At 58.6% G+C, this 24,359-nt stretch carries 23 protein-coding genes, 1 tRNA gene and 1 pseudogene; 13 read left to right on the forward strand and 12 right to left on the reverse strand.

What is annotated here, in order from left to right; all coding sequences use genetic code 11:
- Positions 1 to 2: 2 nt before the first annotated feature.
- The 6 genes from CSQ95_RS07420 to CSQ95_RS29630 all read left to right on the forward strand — a co-directional run bounded on the left by CSQ95_RS07420 (position 3) and on the right by CSQ95_RS29630 (position 6,299).
- Positions 3 to 1,577, forward strand: a complete 1,575-nt coding sequence (locus CSQ95_RS07420) for an SEL1-like repeat protein (RefSeq protein WP_257217979.1) — start codon at positions 3 to 5, stop codon at positions 1,575 to 1,577.
- Positions 1,578 to 1,846: 269 nt separating this feature from the next.
- The gene (gene rfbB / locus CSQ95_RS07425) at positions 1,847 to 2,926 is read left to right on the forward strand and encodes a dTDP-glucose 4,6-dehydratase (protein WP_099409028.1); all 1,080 of its coding nucleotides are present in this window, start codon (positions 1,847 to 1,849) and stop codon (positions 2,924 to 2,926) included.
- Positions 2,926 to 3,819 carry a glucose-1-phosphate thymidylyltransferase RfbA gene (gene rfbA / locus CSQ95_RS07430; RefSeq protein WP_070220506.1) on the forward strand — a complete coding sequence of 298 codons (894 nt, stop codon included), beginning with the start codon at positions 2,926 to 2,928 and terminating at the stop codon, positions 3,817 to 3,819. The genes rfbB and rfbA overlap by 1 nt, the downstream gene beginning before the upstream one ends.
- A 44-nt stretch (positions 3,820 to 3,863) precedes the next feature.
- On the forward strand, positions 3,864 to 4,409 hold the full coding sequence (rfbC, locus tag CSQ95_RS07435; RefSeq protein WP_070220504.1) for a dTDP-4-dehydrorhamnose 3,5-epimerase: 546 nt from the start codon (positions 3,864 to 3,866) through the stop codon (positions 4,407 to 4,409).
- A gap of 39 nt (positions 4,410 to 4,448) precedes the next feature.
- The gene (rfbD, locus tag CSQ95_RS07440) at positions 4,449 to 5,321 is read left to right on the forward strand and encodes a dTDP-4-dehydrorhamnose reductase (RefSeq protein ID WP_099409029.1); all 873 of its coding nucleotides are present in this window, start codon (positions 4,449 to 4,451) and stop codon (positions 5,319 to 5,321) included.
- Positions 5,322 to 5,966: 645 nt separating this feature from the next.
- On the forward strand, positions 5,967 to 6,299 hold the full coding sequence (locus CSQ95_RS29630) for a hypothetical protein (RefSeq protein ID WP_180278986.1): 333 nt from the start codon (positions 5,967 to 5,969) through the stop codon (positions 6,297 to 6,299).
- On the opposite strand, the pseudogene CSQ95_RS07445 reads toward CSQ95_RS29630, so the two are convergent.
- From CSQ95_RS07445 to CSQ95_RS07455, 3 genes and pseudogenes are all read right to left on the reverse strand, one after another.
- Positions 6,287 to 6,631: pseudogene (locus CSQ95_RS07445) on the reverse strand (helix-turn-helix domain-containing protein); the annotation flags it as partial. The gene CSQ95_RS29630 and the pseudogene CSQ95_RS07445 sit on opposite strands and share 13 nt — an antisense overlap.
- Before the next feature lie 805 nt (positions 6,632 to 7,436).
- Entirely contained in the window at positions 7,437 to 7,724 is a 288-nt protein-coding gene (locus CSQ95_RS07450) for an H-NS family nucleoid-associated regulatory protein (RefSeq protein ID WP_099409030.1), read from the reverse strand.
- A 285-nt stretch (positions 7,725 to 8,009) separates the two neighbouring features.
- Complete coding sequence (locus CSQ95_RS07455) at positions 8,010 to 8,963, reverse strand: M48 family metalloprotease (protein ID WP_143449915.1); 954 nt, start codon at positions 8,961 to 8,963, stop codon at positions 8,010 to 8,012.
- Between the two features lie 427 nt (positions 8,964 to 9,390).
- Between CSQ95_RS07455 and CSQ95_RS07460 the strand changes: the two genes are divergently transcribed.
- The 3 genes from CSQ95_RS07460 (at position 9,391) to galE (ending at position 11,413) form a co-directional block, all read left to right on the forward strand.
- Positions 9,391 to 9,464: transfer RNA gene (locus CSQ95_RS07460), tRNA-Gly, on the forward strand.
- 92 nt (positions 9,465 to 9,556) lie between these two features.
- Positions 9,557 to 10,237 carry a tRNA (guanosine(46)-N7)-methyltransferase TrmB gene (gene trmB / locus CSQ95_RS07465; protein ID WP_099409032.1) on the forward strand — a complete coding sequence of 227 codons (681 nt, stop codon included), beginning with the start codon at positions 9,557 to 9,559 and terminating at the stop codon, positions 10,235 to 10,237.
- Positions 10,238 to 10,393: 156 nt separating this feature from the next.
- On the forward strand, positions 10,394 to 11,413 hold the full coding sequence (gene galE / locus CSQ95_RS07470) for a UDP-glucose 4-epimerase GalE (RefSeq protein ID WP_099409033.1): 1,020 nt from the start codon (positions 10,394 to 10,396) through the stop codon (positions 11,411 to 11,413).
- Between the two features lie 206 nt (positions 11,414 to 11,619).
- Here the strand turns inward: galE and CSQ95_RS07475 are convergent, their stop codons facing one another.
- From CSQ95_RS07475 to CSQ95_RS07505, 7 genes are all read right to left on the reverse strand, one after another.
- A complete protein-coding gene (locus tag CSQ95_RS07475) occupies positions 11,620 to 12,906 on the reverse strand; it encodes a Glu/Leu/Phe/Val dehydrogenase (protein WP_070220497.1) in 1,287 nt (428 codons plus the stop codon).
- Positions 12,907 to 13,183: 277 nt separating this feature from the next.
- On the reverse strand, positions 13,184 to 14,164 hold the full coding sequence (locus CSQ95_RS07480) for a LysR family transcriptional regulator (protein ID WP_099409034.1): 981 nt from the start codon (positions 14,162 to 14,164) through the stop codon (positions 13,184 to 13,186).
- 44 nt (positions 14,165 to 14,208) lie between these two features.
- Positions 14,209 to 14,691 carry a hypothetical protein gene (locus CSQ95_RS07485; protein WP_099409035.1) on the reverse strand — a complete coding sequence of 161 codons (483 nt, stop codon included), beginning with the start codon at positions 14,689 to 14,691 and terminating at the stop codon, positions 14,209 to 14,211.
- Positions 14,691 to 16,514 (reverse strand): DNA helicase RecQ, encoded by a 1,824-nt coding sequence (gene recQ / locus CSQ95_RS07490; protein WP_099409036.1) that lies wholly within the window; start codon positions 16,512 to 16,514, stop codon positions 14,691 to 14,693. The genes CSQ95_RS07485 and recQ overlap by 1 nt, the downstream gene beginning before the upstream one ends.
- Positions 16,515 to 16,520: 6 nt before the next feature.
- Entirely contained in the window at positions 16,521 to 17,366 is an 846-nt protein-coding gene (locus CSQ95_RS07495) for an undecaprenyl-diphosphate phosphatase (RefSeq protein ID WP_099409037.1), read from the reverse strand.
- Between the two features lie 155 nt (positions 17,367 to 17,521).
- Positions 17,522 to 18,670 carry an MFS transporter gene (locus tag CSQ95_RS07500; RefSeq protein WP_099409038.1) on the reverse strand — a complete coding sequence of 383 codons (1,149 nt, stop codon included), beginning with the start codon at positions 18,668 to 18,670 and terminating at the stop codon, positions 17,522 to 17,524.
- Between the two features lie 31 nt (positions 18,671 to 18,701).
- Positions 18,702 to 19,472, reverse strand: coding sequence for a DeoR/GlpR family DNA-binding transcription regulator (locus tag CSQ95_RS07505; protein WP_099409039.1), 771 nt, complete (start codon positions 19,470 to 19,472; stop codon positions 18,702 to 18,704).
- 232 nt (positions 19,473 to 19,704) lie between these two features.
- Between CSQ95_RS07505 and CSQ95_RS07510 the strand changes: the two genes are divergently transcribed.
- Positions 19,705 to 20,688: a DUF5655 domain-containing protein gene (locus tag CSQ95_RS07510; protein ID WP_099409181.1), complete on the forward strand. Its 984-nt coding sequence runs from the start codon at positions 19,705 to 19,707 to the stop codon at positions 20,686 to 20,688.
- Between the two features lie 21 nt (positions 20,689 to 20,709).
- Here the strand turns inward: CSQ95_RS07510 and CSQ95_RS07515 are convergent, their stop codons facing one another.
- The gene (locus CSQ95_RS07515; protein ID WP_099409040.1) at positions 20,710 to 20,988 is read right to left on the reverse strand and encodes a YkgJ family cysteine cluster protein; all 279 of its coding nucleotides are present in this window, start codon (positions 20,986 to 20,988) and stop codon (positions 20,710 to 20,712) included.
- Between the two features lie 230 nt (positions 20,989 to 21,218).
- On the reverse strand, positions 21,219 to 22,088 hold the full coding sequence (locus tag CSQ95_RS07520; protein ID WP_099409041.1) for a head GIN domain-containing protein: 870 nt from the start codon (positions 22,086 to 22,088) through the stop codon (positions 21,219 to 21,221).
- Positions 22,089 to 22,415: 327 nt separating this feature from the next.
- Between CSQ95_RS07520 and CSQ95_RS07525 the strand changes: the two genes are divergently transcribed.
- The 3 genes from CSQ95_RS07525 to CSQ95_RS07535 all read left to right on the forward strand — a co-directional run bounded on the left by CSQ95_RS07525 (position 22,416) and on the right by CSQ95_RS07535 (position 24,224).
- A complete protein-coding gene (locus CSQ95_RS07525) occupies positions 22,416 to 23,066 on the forward strand; it encodes a TetR/AcrR family transcriptional regulator (protein WP_099409042.1) in 651 nt (216 codons plus the stop codon).
- A 170-nt stretch (positions 23,067 to 23,236) separates the two neighbouring features.
- Positions 23,237 to 23,887 carry a protein-L-isoaspartate O-methyltransferase gene (locus CSQ95_RS07530; RefSeq protein ID WP_099409043.1) on the forward strand — a complete coding sequence of 217 codons (651 nt, stop codon included), beginning with the start codon at positions 23,237 to 23,239 and terminating at the stop codon, positions 23,885 to 23,887.
- Positions 23,888 to 23,900: 13 nt separating this feature from the next.
- The gene (locus CSQ95_RS07535; RefSeq protein ID WP_099409044.1) at positions 23,901 to 24,224 is read left to right on the forward strand and encodes a rhodanese-like domain-containing protein; all 324 of its coding nucleotides are present in this window, start codon (positions 23,901 to 23,903) and stop codon (positions 24,222 to 24,224) included.
- Positions 24,225 to 24,359: the final 135 nt, after the last annotated feature.

The following is a 24,359-nucleotide window of genomic DNA, read 5'->3' on the forward strand; positions in this document are numbered from 1 at the left end:
CCGTGTCGCTTGCCGATCCCCGCTACACGGCTGCTCATTACACGGCTGATTACCTGCGCCTGAAAGGACTGGCCGAGAAAGGCAATGCGAACGCCCAGCACAGCCTGGGATTCATGTATTTCAATGGCCAGGGTATCGAACAAAGCTATGCGCTGGCGCTGTACTGGTACGGCCTGGCTGCCGCGCAGGGACTCGAGCATGCGCAATACAACCTGGGCGTGATGTGCCAGAAGGGCCAGGGCGTGTCGCAGGATTTTGCGCAGGCGGCGCACTGGTACCAGCAGGCGGCCGAACAGGGCTACGCGGCGGCCCAGTACAACCTGGGCTGGCTGTATGCCAAGGGCCAGGGACTCGCGCAAGATAGCGGGCAAGCCATGCTGTGGTTCAGCCGCGCGGCGGAGCAGGGCGACGCGGGCGCGCAAAACAACCTGGGCATGATGTATGACAATGGCAAGGGCGTGCCGCAAGACTTCGTGCAAGCCATCGCCTGGTACCGCAAGGCGGCCGAACAGGGCTATGCGCGTGCGCAGTTCAACCTGGGTCTGCGCTACGACAATGGCCAGGGCGTGCGCCAGGATCGCCAGCAGGCGACGGCCTGGATGCGCAAGGCCGCCGAGCAGGGCTATGCGCCGGCCCAGTTCAACCTGGCGCTGCGCTATGAAAATGGCGACGTGCTGCCGCAGGACAGCCGGCAGGCGATCGCCTGGTACCGGCGCGCGGCCGAGCAGGGCCACGCCAGTTCGCAGTTCAACCTGGGCCTGATCTACGACAATGGCCAGGGCGTGCCTTGCGATAAACAGGCGGCGCTGGAATGGTATGTCAAGGCGGCGGGACTGGGTCATGCGGCGGCCCAGCACAATCTGGGCCTGCATCATGAACATGGCGCCCACGATTACGCGCAGGCGCAAGCGTTTTACCGCCAGGCCGCCGAGCAGGGCTTCCCCGCCGCGCAGTATCAGCTGGGACTGCTGCATGAGCATGGACAGGGCGTGCCTGCCGATGCGCAGGAAGCCATCTTCTGGTACCGCAAGGCAGCCGACCAGGGACATGTGCGCGCGCAGTTCGACCTGGGCCTGCGCTATGAACATGGCCAGGGTGTGCCGCAGGATCTGTCGCTGGCGCTGGAATGGTACCGCCGCGCCGCCGAGCAGGATTACGCGCCGGCGCAATACATGCAGGGCGTCTTGCACGACCGCGACGATGGTCCTGCACCCGACAGCCAGCAAGCCTGCGCCTGTTACTGCCGCGCCGCCGCCCAGGGCCACAGCCTGGCCCAGTTCGCGCTGGGCCTGCGGCACGACAATGGCCAGGACGTGCCGCAGGACTATGCCGCCGCCTGGGACTGGTATGCGCTGGCCGCGCGCCAGGGCCATGCGCGGGCGCAGATGAATCTGGGCTTGATGGCGGCCAGCGGCCAGGGCGCTCCGCTCGATTTGCAGCAAGCGTATATCTGGCTGTCGATGGCCGCGGCGGCCGGCGTGGCCGGCGCGGAAAAATCCCTGCGCCAGACGGCGGCGCGCATGCGCGAGACGGATCTGAACCAGGTGCGCGAGCGCCTGGAAGCGCTGGCCGATTAATTCACGCTCTCATTAAAATCGTCGCGCGCCACGCTGGCATTGAGGATGCCAGGTATGTCAAGAATGGGTCTTTATTTTACTGAAAACGGTTAACGCCATCTTCAAGAAAGATTGCGCATATTAATCCCGAATGAGAGTATCATAATATTCAAAAAAAATATCAAACACATAATATTCTGTCGCAGTAGTACGTTCGGTCAGGTCGTCCATCGACGATTGCACACTCGGGAACGCCTGTGAATTCGTTCAAGTGAGCAAAGGAAAGTAATATGATTTTAGTGACTGGTGGCGCCGGCTTCATCGGTTCCAACTTTGTAAGAGACTGGCTGGCGCTCAACGATGAGCCTGTAATCAATTTTGACAAACTGACCTACGCTGGCAATCTCAGCAATCTGGTCAGTCTGGAGCAAGACCCGCGGCATATCTTCGTACGCGGCGATATTTGCGATACTGCCCACGTCTCCCGCCTGCTGGCCGAACACCAGCCCCGTGCCATCGTGCATTTTGCCGCAGAGAGCCATGTCGATCGCTCGATCCATAGCCCCGGCGAATTCATTACCACCAACGTCAACGGCACTTTCAGCCTGCTCGAGGCCGCACGTGCTTACTGGTCTGGCCTGACAGGCGACGCCAGGGACGGCTTCCGTTTCCTGCACGTCTCGACCGACGAGGTGTACGGCACCCTGGGACCGAACGACCCGCCATTTACGGAAACGACGCCGTATGCGCCCAACAGTCCCTATTCGGCATCGAAAGCGGCGTCCGATCATCTGGTGCGCGCGTATTTCCATACCTATGGCATGCCGGTGCTTACCACCAACTGCTCTAACAACTATGGTTCCTTCCATTTCCCGGAAAAACTGATTCCGCTCATCATCAGCAATGCCCGTGCCGGCAAGGCCTTGCCTATCTATGGCGATGGTATGCAAGTGCGCGACTGGCTGTACGTGGGCGACCATTGCGCGGCGATCCGCCGCGTCCTGGAAGCGGGACGCCTGGGCGAGGTCTACAACGTGGGCGGCTGGAATGAAATGGCCAATCTGGAAGTCGTGCATATCTTGTGCGACATCCTCGATACGCTCGATCCCAAGGCGTCCGGCAGCTATCGCGAACAAATCACCTACGTACTGGATCGCCCAGGCCACGACCGTCGCTATGCCATCGACGCGCGCAAGATCGAGCGCGAACTGGGCTGGAAGCCGGCCGAAACCTTCGCCACTGGCATCCGCAAGACCGTCCAGTGGTATATGGACAACCAGGTCTGGGTACGTGATGTGCAGTCGGGCGATTACCTGAAGTGGGTAGAGAAAAATTACGCGGCACGCGACACAGCCGAGGAGCAGCAATAATGGGAAACGCCATCGAACGCAAGGGCATCATCCTCGCAGGCGGTTCCGGCACGCGCCTGTACCCTGTCACCATGGCCGTGTCGAAGCAGCTGCTGCCCGTGTATGACAAGCCGATGATCTACTATCCGCTGACCACGCTGATGCTGGCTGGCATACGCGACATCCTGATCATTTCCACACCACAAGATACGCCGCGCTTCCAGGAGTTGCTGGGTGACGGCAGCCAGTGGGGCATCAAACTCAGCTACGCCGTGCAACCCACGCCGGATGGCCTGGCACAGGCGTTCATCATTGGCAAAGAATTTGTCGGCAATGCGCCATCGGCCCTGATTCTGGGCGACAACATCTATTATGGCCATGACTTTGAAACGCAGTTGCGCGTAGCCTCGGCACGCACCAGCGGCTCGACCGTGTTCGCTTACCATGTCACCGATCCGCAACGCTATGGCGTGATCGATTTCGACGCGCAACGTCACGCCGTCAGCATCGAGGAAAAGCCGCTCAAGCCAAAATCGAACTACGCCGTCACTGGCCTGTATTTCTACGACAGCCAGGTCTGCGACATCGCCGCCAGTATCGTGCCTTCTGCGCGTGGCGAGCTGGAAATCACGGATGTCAACCGCGCCTACCTGGAACGCGGCCAATTGAACGTCGAATTGATGGGCCGCGGCATGGCCTGGCTTGATACGGGCACCCATGAGTCCTTGTTGGAAGCGGGCCAATTCATCGCTACCATTGAAAACCGCCAGGGCTTGAAAGTTGCCTGCCCCGAGGAAATCGCTTACCGCAAGGGATATATCGATGCCGCCAAACTGGAGCAGCTAGCCCGGCCGTTGAAGAAAAACGCCTACGGTCAATATCTGTTGCGTTTGCTCGACGACAAAATATTCTGAGGTGCGCCGCGCTTTCCACCTAGTTCATACGATACCGATATACCATGCAAATCCAGACCACAGCCATACCTGACATATTGATACTCGAACCGACGGTATTCGGTGACGACCGCGGCTTTTTCTATGAAAGCTTTAACCAGAAGCGCTTTGCCGAACTGACCGGCGTTACGCGCTCTTTCGTGCAAGACAATCATTCCAAGTCGGCCAAGGGGGTGTTGCGCGGCCTGCATTATCAGATCCAGCAGCCGCAAGGCAAACTGGTGCGCGTCACCGCCGGCGCAGTATTCGACGTCACCGTCGACCTGCGTAAAAATTCGCCAAGCTTCGGTCGCTGGGTCGGCGTGGTGCTGTCGGCTGCCAACAAACGCCAGCTATGGATTCCCGAAGGCTTCGCCCACGGCTTCCTGGTAACCAGCGACAACGCTGAATTTTTGTACAAAACCACCGATTACTGGGCGCCGGAATTTGAGCGTAGTATCTTGTGGAATGATCCGGCAATCGGCATCGACTGGCCGCTGGACGGCGAACCGCTCTTGTCGGGCAAGGACAAAGCCGCGACGTTGCTGGCCCATGCCGACGTCTTTGCCTGAGCACGGCAAGACAGCCGTGCCGCATTCACTGGAACAATTATGAGCCGTATCTTAATTACAGGAAAAACCGGCCAGGTTGGCTACGAACTGGAACGCAGCCTGCAAGGCCTGGGAGAAATCATAGCGCTCGACCGCAGGCAGATGGATCTGGCCGATTTGACCCAGGTACGCGAGATGATCCGCCGCGTCAAGCCGACGCTGATCGTCAACCCGGCCGCCTACACTGCCGTCGACAAGGCGGAAAGCGAGCCAGAGTTGGCCATGCGCATCAATGGCGAGGCGCCGGCTGTCATGGCCGAGGAAGCCAAAAAATTAGGTGCTGCAATGATTCATTACAGCACTGATTATGTCTTTGATGGATCGAAAAACTGTCCCTATGTCGAGACCGATCCGACGTGCCCTGTCAATGTGTACGGCAGTAGCAAGCTGGCCGGCGAACAGGCGATCCAGGCAGCCGGCATCCCGCATCTGATCCTGCGCACCAGCTGGGTCTACAGCATGCATGGAAAGAACTTTCTGCTGACCATGCTCCGCCTGGCGCAGGAGCGCGACGAGCTCAGTATCGTTTCCGACCAGGTCGGTGCACCGACCTGGAGCCGCACCATCGCCGACACCACCGCGCATATCGTGGCGCAAAGCGTCGTTGCCACGAACCGCCAAGCGTGGTGGGACAAACGCTCTGGTTTATATCACTTGACGGCACAAGGACAAACCAGCTGGTTCGGCTTCACTGAGGCGATCATGGCACATGCCTCGATTGCCAAGAAGCCGCGTCTCAGACCAATACTCGCGCAAGCCTACCCGGTACCCGCACGGCGGCCTGCCAATTCGGTGCTGTCTTCAGAACGGTTGAAGAAGACCTTCTGCGGATTGCCGCAGTGGCAGGATGCGTTGAAGCTATGCCAGGACTGAGGATATAAAACATGTAAGAGAAACAATTGCCCTTGTAAAGCTGAACTAGCGGGGCAAGCCAGGTCCCGAGCTGCTCAGGCGGAGCCGACAGAATGCTGGCCAACTACCGGAAGCCCGAAGACCTGATCGTTGAAAACGATATCCATGTTTGCCATATGGTCCAGGTCCTGAAGAGGACGTCGCAGCCATGCGCGGCACTCCACAAATTTGCCAAGTACTCGCCATCCCGCGTAAAATGCAGGCTTCGCGGGTGTAGCTCAATGGTAGAGCAGAAGCTTCCCAAGCCCCTCCACCTCGTCAAGAGCCACTGTTCATGCGGTTCTGAAGCGCATGAGTCTGCGATCACAACAAAACGCCACCTTAATCAACAAGTTACTTGCCATCACATTTTCGACCCCACATCTAGTCGAAAAAGCTGCTGATGTGTGCTTGTGACAGCTGATCGAACATCTTGCTGTTGTTCCTGCTATCGCTCGATGCGAATACGCCTCCTACCTTTTCGTCATACTCCCTGAACTCAACATCATCTGGGGCCAGATAGCTATAGTTTTTCAAATAGTACGCGACCCACGTAACACCCTATCTTTCGCAGGTATGAGCAGGGGTAGGTCAGGCTAACTCTATAGTTGTTGAATTTATACCGAAATGCGCTACGTGCTGGACATGCCAGCCATGTTTTTTTCATGCAATCATGTCATCTATCAGTTCTGCATGGAGAACTTCATGGGGAAGAAGCGCTGCGTTGCATGTGGCGCGCTTTTTCAGGCGCGTCCTCAGGTTCCAAATCAATCATATTGTTCAGCATCTACATGCCAACGCGAGCGTAAGCGCGAATGGCAACGCCGTAAGCTGCATACCGATCCAGACCATCGTGAAAATAAGGCAAGGGCGCAGCAGGCATGGCGCGAAAGAAACCCTGAATATTGGCGGGAGTACCGTGATGTTCGTTTGCTGGCCGGATTGACCCTCTCAGATTGACCCTCCCTCCAGGTCCTCGCGAACGCCGCGACCCTGTCGTAATACCCCTCGAACCCCAATTCTTTTAGGTCCTCATGGATCTGTTTCAGCGTGCGCCTCTGTTTGCGCGACTTGGTAGCCTCGGTCTTGAGGAGCGCTGAAAGCTGGAACGCGTATTTGTCGATGGCGCGGGTGGAGCGCCGCTCAGCGTAGGCTGGCTCTATGGTTTCCGAGCGCAGGTAGCGCCGGACGGTATTTCTGGAGATGCCCAACCGCCTGGCTATCTCTCTCAATGGGATATGCTCGCGAATGTGCCAGCGTCGAATAATGCCTAGTAGTGCCACGTCGATCACTCCGATTCCCCGCTCAATGTCATGAGCAGGATTGTGTCTTAAACGTGGGTCAGATTCGTTTGCAAATTATGGGGCAAAGTGGGTCAGATTTCGCTGCAAATCAACAGTAAGCATCTGATGAGAGGCAATCCGCTACAAAAACGAATGATAACGGTAAGTCAAATCTTCGTTGCATCTCATTGAACGCTCGTGCTTGTCACGAGACGACTCTATCCCTACGCAGATAATTCTAACGATACCAGTACATCGTTGAAACCTCTGGCAGAAGTGTCGACCGTCGGCCAGTGTTGAAAATTACAAAATCATTTTCTACGAGTCCTACATTACCTTTTGAGCGAGCATTGTAAACTGGTTGGTGAGCATAGATTAGAAGACTTTCAAGGCGCTCTACTATCGAATTTTCGGGTGGGGGATACTCAATGTCGTTTTGTATCTCATCCCAGCGAGAAAATTTTCTGCTAACTGCTGCTGCATAAACTTGAACCGGGTCAGGCTCATGGCCTATCCACAAATGTTCTTTCACGCGCGCAGAAACTGTACGCAACGTTTTCCCGATATACAGAGGTACGTTCTTGCCATACATCCCGTGCGTACCGCAGAGCATATAGAGCACAAGATTGGGATCATCGAGGACTTCGACGTGATCCAATGAATGCGGCCCATACCAGTGCACATTATAACAGTTAGACATTCAATCCCATTTCTTTCCAAATATTGAGTTGCCTGTATAGGCCCGTAGTGGCCAGCAAGAACTTCAACTCATCTGACAGTCAATGTCAGATGAAGTCTGGTCAGTATCCGTGAATTACTTGATCAAATACTGATTCTTATCCTTACCTTCCAGCCACTTTGGCGAACGGCCACGACCTGTCCAGGTCTCGCCAGTTACATCGTTGCGATACTTCACAGGGACTGTACTTGGAGCTTTGACAGCCTTCGCTTTGGTCTCCCGAAGGTCGTCGATGCTCAGGCCATACTGCTTCATGATGGCAGCGATTTGTGCTTTCGCACCTGCGAGTTCGTTCTTACGTGCCGCTTCTGCGAGTTCTTGCAGTTCTGCGATCTTGGCGGTGTATTCTTGATACGTGGTCATGTGTGTTCCTTGTAGTGTGGTTGCAGATCATACTTTACGCGAATTTTCCAATACTATCCAAATGTAACGTGGAAAAATCATGTTCCTTCGACATGAACATATATTTCAGATATTAAAAAGAAGCTTAAATCTATTAGACACGCAGCTATGATGAACGTGTCGAGGTCAATACATAGATTTTTGATATAAATTCAACCTCGTACAAAACAGATATTAAGGGTCTTTGTGGCATTGGGTAAGCGCGACTAAGGATGGGATTGCAATATTATGTCGCTTGCCATTAATCTAGACTTTAGTCATGTTTTGAAGTCGGGTTTTTCTTTCGTTAAGTGGCGGATGCGTATCAAATACACTTGTCATTTGAGGGGCGGGATCGGACAATAAAGTTAAGGCAGATATCATTTCCGGCACAGATGTCATAGCAGCTCCATCTGCATCTGCCACAAATTCCCTTTCCCGACTATAGGAAAACCACGCTCGCCTCAATGCATAGTTTAAGAAATAAAAAAATCCAATCATGGCGGCAGGCCACATAGAAAGTTTTAAACACATCCATATCCATTTGAGCGCTATATCAAATACATATGCGCTGCCTTGAAAAACGGCAACAGCCGTCAACAAGACCGCCCCAATAAAAATCGCTGAGATCACAATCATTCCCAATAGCTGGCGGCCTAGTTTTGAAAGAAATTCTGGATATACACGTAGTGCCTCATGAAAAGCAAGAATATAAGTCTTGTTTTGCGAGTCACCATTTTTTAAGTGAGCAATCTCGTGCGCAGCCATTGCTTTCAATTCTTGATCATTTGCAATTGTAAGTAGTCTTGTAGAAAATGCGATCAAATTCTTTCTTCCAGATAAAGATGAAATAGCAAATGCATTGACCTCGGCAGATGTGTATCGACCAACTTGTACTTCTTCATTAAAATTTTCTAGTAGATGCGCTATCTTTATCTTCAAAACTGGGTCATCAATTACCCCATTTTCTTTAGATACTGTTTCGACAGCACCATGAAAAAACTTAAATGTCTGCGAGGCTGGAATTCCAAGTGCAAAAATAATTAGAAATACAGCACCGGTGAATTTTTCAGTATTTTCAAAATTTTTACAAATAGCAAAAGCTACGATTAATATGACCAGAGAACACAAAAGAGTTAGTAGTGTGTATTTTGCAATTTTGGGATAGATATTAATTATTTTCATTTTCTTTAAAAATTCGTTTGTTTCTAAAAAACTCACATAAATTTTAACAAAAAAAGTTCCGTGCGGCAATTTTTTTGTTTTTTAAGCCTCTTAGGGGTGATATTAATTCTTTTAGATTCCATCGAATCGATAATGTAAAGTAAAAGAGTTATAGGTGGGAGAGGTGTGCTAGAGTGCCAGGCAGCGAGATAAAAATTATCGAGCAGCGAGCAGTGAGTGGGTAATCGCTCAGCACGTGATTGCACAATAGCGTGCGTCAGATTTCATCGTGCGCTTCCTTGAACTGTGGCACTGCGATACTTGATACCGCCAAGCAACCCAGCCTGATCATGATTGATGAGCAATGTGATGATTTATTCAGCGGCCATCACACCTCGGTGAAATCGGCCATCTCATTTTCGATCACAGCAACCATGCTGTAACGTTGCCAATAGCGGTGAAAGCCGCGTAAAATGCAGGCTTCGCGGGTGTAGCTCAATGGTAGAGCAGAAGCTTCCCAAGCTTACGACGAGGGTTCGATTCCCTTCACCCGCTCCATTTTTCGCTGGCGCCTGGCTTGATGCGGCGCGGCTACTTATTTCTCCATTCCCATGTCTTCTGATACCCCAGCAAACGGCCCGGCGCGGCCGATGATGTACGATCCGACCGAACACCGCATCCGCAGTTTCGTCACCCGCGCGGGACGGCTGTCTGTCGCGCAGGCGCGCGCGCTTGAGACCTTGGGGCCGCAGTTCCTGTTGCCATTCGCCAAGGAGTCCATGGACTTCGAGCAGGTGTTCGGCCGCAAGGCGCCCGTGATCCTGGAAATCGGTTTTGGCATGGGCGCGACGACGGCGCATATCGCCAAAGCCATGACGGAGAAAGATTTCATCGGCGTCGAAGTGCACACGCCCGGTGTGGGCAGCCTGCTGAAGCTGATCGGCGAAGAGTCGCTGACGAATCTGCGCTTGCTGCAGCACGATGCGGTGGAAGTGCTCACGCACATGATTCCCGCCAATTCGCTGGCCGGCATCCACGTGTTCTTCCCCGATCCATGGCACAAGGCGCGCCACAACAAGCGTCGGCTGATCCAGTCGCCATTCGTCAAGCAATTGACCGACCGCCTGGCGCCGGGCGGCTATCTGCATTGCGCCACCGATTGGGGAGATTACGCGGTGCAAATGCTGGACGTGCTGGGCGCCGAGCCGCAACTGCGCAATAGCGCCGATGCTTATGCGCCGCAACCGGCATATCGTCCGCTGACCAAGTTTGAAAACCGCGGTTTGAAGCTGGGCCATGGGGTGTGGGATCTGGTGTTCATCAAGAAATAAACGCATTATGGCGGCTTGCCCACCCCTGCCATTTGCATAAAAATGAAGGCTGCCGCAGCAATGCGGCGGGCTTTTTTATTACTTGCGCAGCCTTGTGCGGGCTTGGCAAAGCGGGGAAATTCCGCTAGTCTTATCTTTTTTGCATTGATTGATATTATGTCCAAGAAAATACTCGTGACCGGCGCATCCGGTTTCATCGGTTCGCATACCTGTATCGAATTGCTGGCTGCCGGTTTTGAGGTGGTCGCGGTGGATAATCTGTGCAATAGCGCGCGCGAAGCGATGGCGCGCGTGGAGCGCATTGCCGGCAAAAGCGTGCCCTTCTATGAAGCGGACGTGCGCGACCGCACGGCCATGGCCGCCGTCTTGCGCGAGCATGCCATCGATGCGGTGATCCATTTCGCCGGCTTGAAAGCCGTGGGGGAGTCCGTGGCCCAGCCGCTGATGTACATGGACAACAATGTGTCGGGCACCGTGGCGCTGCTGGAAGTGCTGGCGGCGGCGAACGTGAAGCGTTTTGTGTTCAGCTCGTCGGCCACCGTGTATGGCGATCCGGAAGCCTTGCCGATCGTGGAATCGTCGCGCCTGTCCGTGACCAATCCGTATGGCCGCTCGAAGCTGATGGTCGAGGAGATCCTGGCCGATCTCGTGCATGCCGATGCGCAATGGCAAGTCGGTGTATTGCGCTACTTTAATCCCGTCGGCGCGCATGCCAGCGGCTTGATCGGCGAAGATCCGGCCGGCATCCCGAACAATCTGATGCCTTTCATCGCCCAGGTGGCCGTCGGCCGCCGCGAGCGGCTGGCCGTCTTCGGCAACGACTACGACACGCCGGACGGTACGGGCGTGCGCGACTATATCCACGTGGTCGACCTGGCGCTGGGCCATGTGGCCGCCCTGAACCGCCTGTTCTCCACCGAGGGCGGCTTTACCGTCAATCTGGGCACGGGTCACGGCTACAGCGTGCTTGACACCGTGCGCGCCTTCGAGGCCGCCAGCGGCCGCAAGGTTCCCTACGAGATCGTGCCGCGCCGCCCCGGCGACATCGCCAGCTGCTACGCCTCGGCCGACAAGGCGAAGCAATTGCTGGGCTGGCAAGCGCAGAAAAATATCGACGACATGTGCCGCGACCACTGGCGCTGGCAGTACCAGAATCCGCAAGGCTACGCGGCGTAGTACCGCGTAAAAAAAGTCCGCGATATACAAAAAATCCCGCTCACACGTTAGTGTGGCGGGATTTTTTTTGAGCGCCATTAAACCAATGGCGTCAAAGGTCGCAATGGCGCCTGAAAAATGTCGGGGGCTAGGCGCCGCCCCGAAGACAGTACGCCAGTACGGCGAGGGGCAGGCAACAACGCCCCAGGCATTTTCTCAGGCAGCCATTATGGATACAGGCCGCGTACTTCGCGAGCCTGCAGCACGCGCGTGCACGCCAGGATGAAGGTGGCGGTACGCATCGACACTTTCTTCTCTTGCGACACTTGCCATACCGCGTCGAACGCTTCGCGCATGATGCGGGTCAGGCGGCTGTTGATTTCTTCTTCCGTCCAGAAGAAGCTCGAGAAGTTCTGCGCCCACTCGAAGTAGCTGACGGTCACGCCGCCGGCGTTGGCCAGCACGTCCGGCACGATCAGCACGCCGCGGTCGGTCAGGATGTCGTCCGCTGCAGGCAGGGTCGGACCGTTGGCGCCTTCCAGGATGATCTTGGCGCGGATGACTTGTGCGCGTTCGGCCGTGATCTGCTGTTCCAGCGCGGCCGGGATCAGGATGTCGCAATCGATGCCCCAGAAATCTTCGCGCGGCACGAATGCCTCGGCGCCCGGGAAGCCTTCGACGCTGCCCACTTCGGCCACGTGTGCCAGCAATTGCGGGATGTTCAAGCCGCCGGAATGCACGACGGTGGTCTTGTGGTCTTGTACCGCGACCACTTTCGAGCCGGCTTCAGCGAACATGCGGGCAGCGACGCCGCCCACGTTGCCGAAACCTTGCACGATGACTTTCGCGCCTTCGAGCGACATGCCGACCTTGGCGGCCGCATCGCAACCGACGACGAACACGCCGCGGCCCGTCGCATCGCGGCGACCCAGGCTGCCGCCCAGCGAGATCGGTTTGCCCGTCACCACGCCGGTCGACATATTGCCGCCGATCATGGCGTAGCTGTCCATCATCCACGCCATGACTTGTTCATTCGTGTTGACGTCCGGCGCCGGGATATCCTTGTTCGGTCCGATGATCATGCTGATCTCGCTCGTGTAGCGGCGGGTCAGGCGTTGCAGTTCGTTGCGCGACAGGGTCTTCGGATCGACGCGGATACCGCCCTTGGCGCCGCCGTATGGCACGTTGACCGCCGCGTTCTTGACCGTCATCCAGGCCGACAGGGCCATCACTTCCGACAGGGTCACGTCCTGGTGGAAGCGTACGCCGCCTTTACCCGGGCCGCGCGACAGATTGTGCTGCACGCGGTAGCCTTCGTAGTGGGCAATGGTGCCGTCATCGCGCTCGATAGGCACGTCGACCGTCAGGATGCGCTTTGGACGCTTCAGCGTTTCCACCCAGCGCGACAGGTTGCCCAGGTACGGCGTGACGCGGTCGATCTGCTCGAGGTAGACGCCCCATGGGCCCAGGTCTTCAGGATTGAGGTAGGAAGGAAGTGCGTGCTTGCTGGTCATGCTTGATAAGCTCCTGGACAAAACGGTGGTGTAATGCCGAAAAATCTACTGCGCGTCGTGCTTTGCGGCCGGCGATGCTCGCTGTACCTTGGTACAGCTGCGCTTCTCGGCCACAAATCACTGCCGCTCGCTACGATTTTTCCTGGCATTCAAAAATGCTGTGGTAGGCGCAATCAATTGAGTTGCGCGCAGCGGAACCGCATCGTAGGCGATAGCCTCATGCCCCGGCCAATGCTTTGTGCGCATCCGGTTATGCATTTATTGCATAGTTAGGAGGTCAGGATGGAATGGCGGTGACAGCCGCGCGCCGGCGTTTTTTTCCGCCGCGCGCGGCGCTTTCCTGCACCTGCACCAGGTATTGCCACAGGCTTTCGACGATCTGCTTGCCGGGGCGCAGGCTGGACGGGCGCTCGCGGTACAAGCGGATTTCCAGCTCGATTTCCCAGCCAGGCGCGCCGCCGTCGGCGCGTGCCAGGTGCTTGTATTTGACGTCGCGCATGACGGCCGATTCGGGCAGGAAGGCGATGCCGCGGCCTTCCAGCGCCATCATTTTCAAGCCTTCGGCCATGTCCGTTTCGTAGCAGGTTTCCAGGAACAGGGGCGCCTTGGCGTCGGCCAGCAGCAGTTCCACCATGCGCCCCAGGTAGGCGTTGTTGGTGTAGGAGAGGAAGGGCAGAGGCTCCCTGGCGCTGCCGGGCAGGACGAAGTCCGGCACCTTGTCCTGGCCGCAGCGCGCATACGCGCGCAGGGTTTCGCGGCCCATCACCAGCATGTCGTAGCGGCCCGGATCGAGCTGCACCGGCTGGCGCGGATGGTGATAGCACAGCAGCAGGTCGCAGCCGCCGTCGACCAGCTGCAGTACGGCGTCGTGCACGTTCAGGGCCATCAAACGGCTGTTGATCGGCGCAAAACCTTCTTCCAGCGCCGTCAGCCATTTCGGCATGAAGGTCAGCGACAGGGTGTGCGGCACGGCGAAGTCGACGCTCGTTTGCGTGGCCGCGCGCTTGCCGCGCAACAGGGCGCGCACGCCGTTGATCTGCCCCAGCATTTCCAGCGCCTGCTCGTAGAACACGGCGCCAGCGGGCGTCAGCCGCGTCGGGTACGAGGTGCGGTCGACCAGGTCGATGCCGAGCCAGTTTTCCAGCGACTGGATGCGCCGCGAAAAGGCCGGCTGGGTCACGTGGCGCAGGGCCGCGGAACGGCTGAAATTATGCGTTTCAGCGAGCGAGATGAAGTCTTCCAGCCATTTGGTTTCCATCGCGGCGGCGTTCTCTTGTCAAGGGCAGGGGCTAGGTGGAGTGGTCAGGGCGTCTCGGCCGATGCCGCCGGCCGGTACAGCGATGCCGGCAGGCCGAAGAAGGAGGGCGGACCCAGGGTCGTGCCATCGAGCGAGCCGCCCGCGTTCAAGGCCTTGTTGATGGCCGACAGCAAGGAGCTGCGGTCGGCGAGATTTTTTATCAGGGCGCGCGGGCCGTTGTGGAAAGTATGCTGGGCGATATCCGCGGCGACGACAAAGATCGGCTCGCGGCGCAAGGGGAACTCCACCCATTCGCCGTCCTCGTCCTGCGCGCGGAAGGTGTCGGGCAAGGTCATGTTTTCGGCGCCGGGAAGGTGCGAGGCCAGCACCAGGCCGAAGGCTTCCGGCACCACGTCGGCCAGGCGGCGAACGGTGAGGTCGTCCTGCACCAGCGTACGTACTTGCGCTTCCACCGCGTCTTCGGCGTCAGGCTGGGCGCCGAGGATTTTTACGGCCTGGTAAATCAGGTCGGGCGAGAGTGCTTCCATTAAATCATCTCCAGGATCATGGCGACGATTTCGTCGCCGTACGAGGCCAGTTTTTTCTCGCCCACGCCGCTCACGCCGCGCATTTGCTCGAGCGAGGTGGGCTTGGCCTTGGCGATTTCGCGCAGGGTGGCGTCGACGAAAATCACGTAGGCGGGCACGTTGTGCCTACGCGCCGTCTCCACGCGCCACCAGCGCAGCTTGTCGAAGATCGCCTGCTCGCTGGTGGACAAGTCCGTCTCGACATAACCCTTCGCCACGCTGGTGCTGCGCTTGCTGGTTTTCGCCGGCTTCTGGTACTGGCGCAGCTGCACTTTCTGGCCGCCCTTGAGCACGGGGCGCGAGGCGTCCGTCAGTTTCAGCGAGCTGTATTGTTCATGGTCGACCGAGACGAGACCGAGCGCGATGGCCTGGCGCAAAATCGATTTCCATTCCGCTTCGCCCAGGTCCGAGCCGATGCCGAAGACCGACAGCGAATCGTGGTGCCAGGTCTTGATGCGTTCCGATTCCACGCCGCGCAGCACGTCGATCACATGGCCGCCGGCGAAGCGCTGGTCGACACGGTAGATGGCCGACAGCAGTTTTTGCACGGGCACGGTGCCGTCAAAGGACACGGGCGGCACCAGGCAGGTGTCGCAATTGCCGCACGGCGAAGCCGGTTCGCCGAAGTATTCGAGCAATCGCATGCGGCGGCAGCTGAGCGTTTCGCACAGGCCCAGCATGGCGTCGAGTTTCACGCCCAGCACGCGCTTGAAGGTGTCGTCCGCTTCCGATTCGTCGATCATACGCCGCTGCAGCACCACGTCCTGCAAGCCGTACGCCATCCAGGCGTTGGCGGCCATGCCGTCGCGGCCCGCGCGCCCCGTTTCCTGGTAATAGCCCTCGATGCTTTTCGGCAGATCAAGATGCGCGACGAAGCGCACGTCGGGCTTGTCGATGCCCATGCCGAAGGCGATGGTGGCGACCATGACGATGTTTTCCTCGCGCAGGAAGCGCGCCTGGTTGGCGCTGCGCTTGGCGTACTCCATGCCGGCGTGGTAGGGTAGGGCGCGGATGCCGCTCTGGTTCAGAAATTCCGCCGTCTCTTCGACCTTTTTGCGCGACAGGCAGTACACGATGCCGCAGTCGCCCGCGTGTTCCGTGTTGATGAAGTCGAGCAGCTGCTTGCGGCCATTTGCCTTTTCCACGATCTGGTAGCGGATGTTCGGACGGTCGAAGGACGAGACGAACTGGCGCGCGTCTTCCAGCTGCAGGCGCAGCGCGATTTCGGCGCGCGTCTGCGGGTCGGCCGTGGCCGTGAGCGCGATGCGCGGCACGTCCGGGAACTGCTCGTGCAGCACCGACAGCTTGATGTATTCGGGACGGAAGTCGTGACCCCACTGGGCTACGCAGTGCGCCTCGTCGATGGCGAACAGGGAGATCTTCGACGCCTGGAACAGGTCAAGGCAGCGCTGCGTCATCAGGCGCTCGGGCGCCACGTAGACGACGTCGATGCCGCCCGTGCGCACCAGGCGCTCGATGCGGCTCGCTTCTTCGTAGGTTTGCGTCGAATTGAGGAAGGCGGCGCGCACGCCCACTTCGGCCAAAGCGTCCACCTGGTCCTGCATCAGCGCGATCAGCGGCGAGACGACGACACCGACGCCGTCGCGCAGCAGCGCGGGAATCTGATAGCACAGCGACTTGCCGCCGCCCGTGGGCATCAGTACCAGCGCGTCGCCGCCATGGCTGACGTGGTCGACGATGTCGGCTTGCTGGCCGCGGAAGGCCGGGTAGCCGAAAACGGTTTGCAGCAGGTGCAGCGCGCGCTGGTTAAGATCTTGATTCATAGTGCCTTATTCTGCCCAAACAACCCAGCCGTAGTGGGCGCTGGCCAATACCAGCAAGCCGAACACAATGCGGTACCAGGCAAAAAACGTGAAGTCGTGCGAGCTGATATAGCGCAGCAGCCAGCGCACGCACAGGAAGGCGGAAATGAAGGCGGCCACGGTACCCAGGCCGAACAGGGGCACGTGGGCGACCGACAGGATGTCGCGCGCCTTGTACAGCGAGTAGAAGGTGGCCGCCAGCAGGGTGGGGATGGCCAGGAAGAACGAAAATTCGGTGGCGGCCTTGCGCGACAGTCCCAGCAGCATGCCGCCGATGATGGTCGAGCCGGAACGGCTGGTGCCGGGAATCAGCGCGAACGCCTGGGCGCAGCCGACCTTAAGAGCATCAAGCGGACTCATATCTTCGACCGTATGTATGCGTACCGCGACCGGATTGTTGCGCGCGCGGCGTTCCACCAGCAGGATGATGATGCCGCCAATAATGAAGGCGGTCGCGACCGCGACAGGATTGAACAGCAGCGCCTTGATATTTTTGCCGAATTTCAAACCCAGCACGGCCAAGGGAATAAAGGCGATTGCCAGGTTCAGCACGAACATGCGCGAGCTGCACTTGGTGGTCAGGCTGCCCAGTACCGAGGCGATGCGTGCACGGTATTCCCAGCACACGGCCAGAATGGCACCTGCCTGGATGGCGATTTCAAATACCCCCATGACTTCTTTCGAGACATCCTTGGTAAAGTCGAGCAGGCTGCCGGCCAGGATCAGATGTCCTGTGGACGAAATCGGCAAGAATTCGGTAAAACCTTCGACCAGCCCCATGATGATGGCTTTTAGCGCAAGAATGAGATCCATAGATGTATAAACGGGTATAAGTGGCAGGATGGGGTAAGTGCGTGGCACCCGCAATGTGCGCGGGGTCGAAGCTTACCATGCCGCAGGCCCGTTGAGCCGATTTGGGCGCTGTCGGGCGGCGCTTTTTTAGCATCGTCCGACAGGCAGAAGGAGGATCAGGAACGTTGTTTGGCCGGCGCCACCAGGCGCGCGCTGGCTGCCACCAGCAGCAGGGCGGCGCCCAGCATGGCGAAGGCGATATTCAGGCTGGTCGCGTGCGCCACGAAGCCGATCACGGCCGGACCAGCCAGGATGCCCGCATAGCCGATGGTGGTGATGGCCGCCACCGCCAGGCTGGCCGGCATGGCATGTTGCTGGCCCGCCGCCGTGAACAGGATGGGCACGATGTTCGCCGCGCCCAGACCGATCAGCACGAAGCCGGCCATGGCCAGGCTGGCATGCGGCGCCAGCACGGCCAGGAAGAAGCCTGCCGCCGCGCACAGACCGCCGAAAGTGAGCACCCGCTTGCCGCCAAAGCGTGTAACCACCTTGTCGCCCGTGAAGCGGCCCACCGTCATGGCGATGGCGAAGGCGGCGTAGCCGAGACCGCCCTTGGCTTCTTCCACGCCGCGCGTGGTGGTCAGGAACAGGGCGCTCCAGTCGAGAATCGCGCCTTCGGCCAGGAAGACGATAAAGCACAGCAGACCGATGAAAATGACGGCGCCATGCGGCATGACGAACAGCGGCGTCTTTTCGCCGGAGGCGGACACCGTCGGCAGCAGATGGCCTTGCGCCGCGCCCAGCACGCCGCACAGCAGCAGCATCACCACCGCGCAGGACCAGGCCGGCGTCAGACCCAGCCACAACAGCAGGGCCATGCAGGCCGCGCCGGCAAAGCCGCCCACGCTGAACAGCGCATGAAAACCCGACATCATGGCGCCGCCGTTGGCTTTTTCGATGATCACGGCCTGGATATTGATGGCCACGTCAAACGTGCCCATGGCCGCGCCGAACACCAGCAGCACCAGGCCCAGTTGCAGCGGCGTGGCGGCCAGCGCCAGGCCGGGCAGGATGGCGGTCAGCAGCAGGCCGGCGCCGACGATGACCTTGCGGCAGCCGAAGCGGGCCGTGAGCATGCCCGTAAACGGCATCGCGCACAGCGAGCCGGCGCCCAGGCACAGCAGCAAAATGCCGAGCGTCGCTTCATCGAGGCTCAGGCGCGACTTGGCATAGGGAACCAGGGGGGCCCAGGCGGCCATGCCGAGGCCGGCGGCGAAGAAGACCAGGCGCGTCGCGCGTTGTTGCAGGGTGCCGGTAAGGTGCATGGGTAAGCTTTTCAAGGTCGGGGTGGAAAAATCAGGCGCGGGCGCGCAACACTTGCACGCCCAGCCGTTCGAATGCGGCCACGTGGGCAGCGTCGGCATCGGCTTCGAGCACCAGGTGCTGCAGCAGGCCCGTGGCCAGCACGCCGAAGGGCGCGGCCGTGCCCAGCTTGTCGCTGGTGACGGCCACCACCACGGCCTTGCTGGCGCCGGCGATGCTGCGCTTGAACTCGGCTTCGTCATAGTTGAACGCCGTCACGCCCGTGTCGGCATCGGCACCGCAGGCACCGAGGAAGCACAGGTCGGGATGCATGCGCTCGACCGTGCGCAGCGCTTGTGGACCCAGGCTGGCGCCGGCGCGGCGGTCGACCCGGCCGCCAGCCATGATCAGCTCGATTTCCGGGCGTTCCATCAGCACCATGGCGATCGCGGGCGCATTGGTGATGACAGTGAGCGCCAACTCCGGCAAGGCGCCGGCGATGGCCAGGTTGGTCGAGCCCGCATCGAGAAACAGCACCTGGCCCGTGCGCACGAGGGACACGGCGGCCTGCGCCAGGCGCGCCTTGCGTTCCGGCGCTTCCTGTTTGCGCTGCGTCAAGGTGCCGCCATCGGGCGCCAGCGGCAGGGCGCCGCCATACACGCGCTGGCACAGGCCGGCCGCCGCCATCTCGCGCAGATCGCGCCGTATCGTGTCTTCGGACACGTCGAGCTGGCGCGCGAGGTCCAGCGCCAGCACACGGCCGTCGGCATGCAATTGTTGCTGGATCAGCGCGTGGCGTTGTTTGAGGAGCAGAGTGGCGGACATGGATTTTAATTAAAACGTGCAGGAATGTGCATGAATATACGCAAACGTGCAAATTTCGTCAACGGTTACCTGATGCACGCATCGTGCTCGGGATGGGATCAGGGCAAGGAATTGCCAACAGTATCCCTGTTGTAAATGAATTTGCAAAAAAGATAAATTTACGTTTATGCTCATCGCCGATAGCTTGATGCACCTTGGTATTTGCTTGCCGAGGAATAAGGAAAACAGACGGATGAGTGACATTAAACTTTTCAAGTTGGCCCATGGCCAGGCCCAGGAACTGCAAGGCAGTGCATCGGACATGGAAAAACCATTGCAGACCTTGATTGAGGCAAACCTCGATACTTTGCTGAGTATTCGTTTTCTGGCGAGCGAGTATTCGACTGGAAAAACGCATGCTGGCCGTATCGATTCGCTTGGATTGGATGAGAACAATTGCCCGGTCATCCTGGAGTACAAACGGTCGGTTGGTGAAAATGTCATCAATCAAGGCTTGTACTATCTGGACTGGTTGATGGACCATCAGGCCGACTTTCAATTACTGGTCCTCGCTAAGCTAGGCAAGTTGGCATCGGAGGCCATCGATTGGAGCGCGCCGCGGGTAATTTGCATTGCGGCTGACTTTACCAAGTTCGATAGCCATGCCGTCCAGCAAATAGGCCGGACGATCGAACTGATCCGCTATCGCCGATTTGCAGAGGATCTGCTGCTCCTTGAATCCGCAAGCGCCGGCATGGATCAAGCAAGCAAGAAAGGGTTCGCCAGGCGGCAGACATCGGCGCCCACGAGGCAGGAAACAATGGCTGCCGGAGCCGTCGGCATGGGCACGAACAAGCCGACGGGACCAGACAGAGCATTTGTCGACGTGCTGTCAGGCCTGTCGGAACCCATGCGTCAGTTGTTGGCCTCGCTCGAGGATTACACGATGTCGCTGGGCGATGATGTTGAGCGTAAAGAGCTGCGCTTGTACCTGGCGTTCAAACGGCTTAAGAACTTCGCGACGGTGGTGATACACAAGAAGAACTGTCTCGCGCTGTACTTGCACATCGACCCAGCTCCCGTATTGCACGTCCTGCCAAATGCGCGCGACGTGACCGCCATCGGGCATTGGGGCACGGGTCACCTGGAGATCAGCATCGGCACGATCGCGGAATTGGATGCGGCAAAGCCATTCATTTTTGCCGCGTATGCAGGTCAGCCTGGCGTGAAACCCTAGCCGAGGGTGGCTGCGCGAGCATCAGTTGTGCGGTGCCGTTGCCCGTTCCAGCTCGGCTAGCCACTGGACAGCATGTTCGCGGCTGCTGCCGCACATCTCCTCGGAAGGCTGCAAGCCGCCGCAAAACGCGGGGCGCTCAGGCTGGCCAAAGATCTTGCAGCGGTTGTCGTCGGCCAGCTGCACGCAGCGTATACCCGCAGGCTTTCCGTCCGGCATGCCAGGAATCGGGCTGGTGATGGACGGTGCGGTGCAGCAGGCGCCGCACGATGGACGGCATGCCAGGGTGGCAGATGGTGACATGGGATTTCAGACGGGCGGGTGAGGAGCCGACAGTATAGCAAGTCGGCTCCCGTGCGTTGCCAGGGGCGCGTCTAAGTAACCCCCCAAAATTATTGTGATTTCTGACTGCCATAACCGGCGCTCTGTGGCGTTGCTCACTGCTAGCAGTGCCCGCACTGCGTCGCAGCGAGCGCCTTGCATAGCATCCGGTTCTGTTCGTCATAAATTCACACTAATTTCCCGAGGATTACTTAGCGCACGATGCTGACGCGCTTGCCCGACAAAGTGCGGCGGGCCGGATCGCCATGCACGGTGATGCGGCCGGAGCCGCTGGCGCGGGCGTTGACTTCATTCTGGACGCTGACGTCGATGTCGCCGGAACCGTTGCTCGCCAGATAGGCGACGTCGCTGCGCAGGGCAGCCAGGTTGACGTCGCCCGAGCCGTTGACGTTGGCGTCGAGGCGCTGCACGGCGCCGCTGGCGCTGATGCTGCCCGAGCCGTTGACGGCCACGTTGATGCGTTCGCCGCGCACGCTGCCCAGCTGGATGTTGCCCGAGCCGTTTTGCACCGCATCCGTGTTGCCGCTGGCGAGGGCCGCCGCATTGACGCTGCCCGAGCCATTGTTGGCTACGTCGAAGCGTCCCACCGTGCCCGACAATTCGCTCTTCATCGAACCGCGCTGCTCCAGGCTGAAATCGTCGCCATTGAAACCGCTGGCCACCAGGCGGCCCGAGCCGGAAATGCTGATCTTCCTCAATTGCGGCGTCGTGTAGATGACGTGGATGCCATTGCTGCTGCGAATGTTCGTATCGCTCCAGATGCGCAGGGTATTGCCGCTCACTTCGCTGTGGATGCGCGGCTGCAGGTTGCTGTCCGCTTCGATCACCAGCGATGTTGCCGGCCCCACGCGCACGTCGATCTTGATATCGATGCGCTTCATGTTGTCGATGTCGAGCGTGTTGATATTGCTGACCTGGCGCACGTCGCGGCTCACTTGTTCATTGCCCTGGATGGCATTGCCGCCCGAGTCCGCATGGCGCACTTCGCCATCGTTGGGGTTGATGACGATGGCGCAACCGCCGAGGGCAACGGCACAGCACAGGGCCAGCAAGGTACGCATGGTGTTTCCTTTATGATTGTTTTAGTTCAGGACAAGAAGTAAGCCGGCTGCCGCGCCGCGGCTGCCGTGCTGTCGATGTCAAGATAGCAAAGCGTCTGTCTTTGCTGAACGCCAATGCGATGAACTGCGCAAAACGGGGGCTGAAACGCATTCTGGTTCACCCAGCGCCACAGGTCAGGCGCCAGAGGAGGTGTCGCCAACGCCGGTACGGAGCGTACAATACCCGTGTTCGGCATGCTGGGCGGTGCCCCGCCTCGCCCGTGCTTGACCTTGCCCGTAGACAGGGCTACTATTAATGACTCAAAAGTAAGTTACTTGGAAAGATACATGCAAGCCCCGATTGATACCAAGCCCCGCTGGGAGCGGCGCAAGGATGCCCGCCCGCAGGAATTGCTCGCCGCCGCCCTCGACCTGTTTGTCGAACGGGGCTTTGCATCGACGCGCCTGGAAGATGTGGCCAAGCGGGCTGGCGTGTCGAAAGGCACCCTGTACCTGTACTTTGAGAATAAACAAGAGCTGTTCAAAGCCGTCGTGCGCGACAATATCGTGCAGTCGATCGGCGAAGCGGAAGACAGCATGGCCGCTTCGGACAGCAGCAGCGCCGAGCTGCTGCGCAAGGTAATGATGCAGTGGTGGCAGGAATTCGGCGCCACCAAACTGGCCGGCTTGACCAAGCTGATGCTGGCCGAATCGAACAACTTCCCGGAATTGGCGCAGTTTTACAACGAAGAAGTCGTCGCGCGCGGCAATGCGCTGGTCGTTTCCCTGCTGGAACGGGGCATGCAGCGCGGTGAATTCCGCCAGGTCGATCCCGTGCTGGTCAGCACCATCCTCAGCGCGCCCGTCACCATGCTGATGATGTGGACGCACTCCTTCCTGCCATGCGAGGTCAAGGATATCGATCCGCTCGCCTACATGGATGCGTTTATCGACATGAGCTTGCGCAGCCTGCAGGCGGAGGCGCCCGGGAAAAGCTGATGCACCGCAGCTGGCTACTACCGTTCAGTTACCCCTTTTCCAAGGTTCGCCCCCCCAAATCTGCAGATCGTCGCAAATTTCCTCCATTCCCCGCCTTTATGGTTAACATGTGCTTTCAGCCAGTTCAACGATAAAATGGCGGATTATTACTTCACTTACCGAGTCCAAAGATGAATATCGAACAAGCCCGCTTCAATATGATCGAACAGCAGATCCGTCCATGGGACGTACTGGATATCGACGTGCTGGAGCTGTTGAACGTGGTCAAGCGTGAAAATTTCGTGCCGGCCGCCTATAGAAACCTGGCCTTCGTCGATACGGAAATTCCACTGGGCGGCGGCGAATGCATGTTCACGCCAAAGCTGGAAGCGCGTATTTTGCAAGACGTAGCCGTCAAGAAGCATGAAAATGTGCTGGAAATCGGCACCGGTAGCGGTTACATGGCCGCGTTGCTGGCGCACAAGGCGCGTCATGTGACGAGCGTGGAAATCGTTCCCCAATTGAAAACCTTGGCCGAGCAGAACCTGGCCGCCAACGGCGTGACCAACGTGACCGTGGAACTGGGCGACGGCGCCCAGGGCTGGAGCAAGGGTGCACCCTACGACGTGATCGTCGTGTCCGGCGCCCTGGCCGTGCTGCCGGAAGCGCTGTTGCAACAAGTTAAAGTCGGCGGCCGCATCCTGGCGATCATCGGCGAAGCGCCGATCATGTCGGCGCACCTGATCACGCGCAGCTCGGACAAAGCCTATGACACGCGCAAGCTGTTTGAAACCAATGTCACGCCGCTGCAAGCTGTGGCACCGTCGCATTTCCAGTTCTGAGGCGACCGATTCGATGGAGCATTTGAGTGCACCGCAGCTGGCCGCCTGGCTGGCTGACCCTTCCCGCCCGCGTCCGTTCTTGCTGGACGTGCGGGAAAAATGGGAGTTCGACCTGTGCCACCTCGACGGTGCCACCTTGATGCAGATGAACTCGATTCCCGCGCGCATCGATGACCTCGATGAAGACGCCGAAATCGTCTGCATTTGCCATCACGGCATGCGCAGCATGCAAGTGGCGGCCTTCCTGGAGCGCAATGGTTTTGGCAAGATCAGTAATTTGACGGGCGGCGTGCATGCCTGGGCGCTGCAAGTCGACAGCGCCATGCCGAAATACTAAGTGAATTCGCAGTAGATGCACTTCCAGGCATGTTTTCCTGCATGCCTGCGGAGGCCTGTACCCCGCTCCTGCCGGCGCGGCCGCCAGGCAGGCTGTAACCGATTTTTGATTCCATCAACTTTTGACGACTCCAAC

This window comes from Janthinobacterium sp. BJB304, assembly GCF_002735765.1.
Lineage (GTDB): Bacteria > Pseudomonadota > Gammaproteobacteria > Burkholderiales > Burkholderiaceae_D > Janthinobacterium.

Bases quoted from the DNA above. Each gene is read 5' to 3' on its own strand.
- CSQ95_RS07485 (WP_099409035.1), bottom strand. From the start codon at position 14,691: ATGGAAGCACTCTCGCCCGACCTGATTTACCAGGCCGTAAAAATCCTC.
- CSQ95_RS07525 (WP_099409042.1), top strand. From the start codon at position 22,416: ATGCAAGCCCCGATTGATACCAAGCCCCGCTGGGAGCGGCGCAAGGAT.
- CSQ95_RS07475 (WP_070220497.1), bottom strand. From the start codon at position 12,906: ATGACCAGCAAGCACGCACTTCCTTCCTACCTCAATCCTGAAGACCTG.
- CSQ95_RS07505 (WP_099409039.1), bottom strand. From the start codon at position 19,472: ATGTCCGCCACTCTGCTCCTCAAACAACGCCACGCGCTGATCCAGCAA.
- CSQ95_RS07530 (WP_099409043.1), top strand. From the start codon at position 23,237: ATGAATATCGAACAAGCCCGCTTCAATATGATCGAACAGCAGATCCGT.
- recQ (WP_099409036.1), bottom strand. From the start codon at position 16,514: ATGAATCAAGATCTTAACCAGCGCGCGCTGCACCTGCTGCAAACCGTT.
- CSQ95_RS07450 (WP_099409030.1), bottom strand. From the start codon at position 7,724: ATGACCACGTATCAAGAATACACCGCCAAGATCGCAGAACTGCAAGAA.
- rfbA (WP_070220506.1), top strand. From the start codon at position 2,926: ATGGGAAACGCCATCGAACGCAAGGGCATCATCCTCGCAGGCGGTTCC.
- CSQ95_RS07520 (WP_099409041.1), bottom strand. From the start codon at position 22,088: ATGCGTACCTTGCTGGCCCTGTGCTGTGCCGTTGCCCTCGGCGGTTGC.
- CSQ95_RS07510 (WP_099409181.1), top strand. From the start codon at position 19,705: ATGAGTGACATTAAACTTTTCAAGTTGGCCCATGGCCAGGCCCAGGAA.
- rfbD (WP_099409029.1), top strand. From the start codon at position 4,449: ATGAGCCGTATCTTAATTACAGGAAAAACCGGCCAGGTTGGCTACGAA.
- rfbB (WP_099409028.1), top strand. From the start codon at position 1,847: ATGATTTTAGTGACTGGTGGCGCCGGCTTCATCGGTTCCAACTTTGTA.
- rfbC (WP_070220504.1), top strand. From the start codon at position 3,864: ATGCAAATCCAGACCACAGCCATACCTGACATATTGATACTCGAACCG.
- CSQ95_RS07480 (WP_099409034.1), bottom strand. From the start codon at position 14,164: ATGGAAACCAAATGGCTGGAAGACTTCATCTCGCTCGCTGAAACGCAT.
- CSQ95_RS07495 (WP_099409037.1), bottom strand. From the start codon at position 17,366: ATGGATCTCATTCTTGCGCTAAAAGCCATCATCATGGGGCTGGTCGAA.
- trmB (WP_099409032.1), top strand. From the start codon at position 9,557: ATGATGTACGATCCGACCGAACACCGCATCCGCAGTTTCGTCACCCGC.
- CSQ95_RS29630 (WP_180278986.1), top strand. From the start codon at position 5,967: ATGCGCTACGTGCTGGACATGCCAGCCATGTTTTTTTCATGCAATCAT.
- galE (WP_099409033.1), top strand. From the start codon at position 10,394: ATGTCCAAGAAAATACTCGTGACCGGCGCATCCGGTTTCATCGGTTCG.
- CSQ95_RS07515 (WP_099409040.1), bottom strand. From the start codon at position 20,988: ATGTCACCATCTGCCACCCTGGCATGCCGTCCATCGTGCGGCGCCTGC.
- CSQ95_RS07500 (WP_099409038.1), bottom strand. From the start codon at position 18,670: ATGCACCTTACCGGCACCCTGCAACAACGCGCGACGCGCCTGGTCTTC.
- CSQ95_RS07535 (WP_099409044.1), top strand. From the start codon at position 23,901: ATGGAGCATTTGAGTGCACCGCAGCTGGCCGCCTGGCTGGCTGACCCT.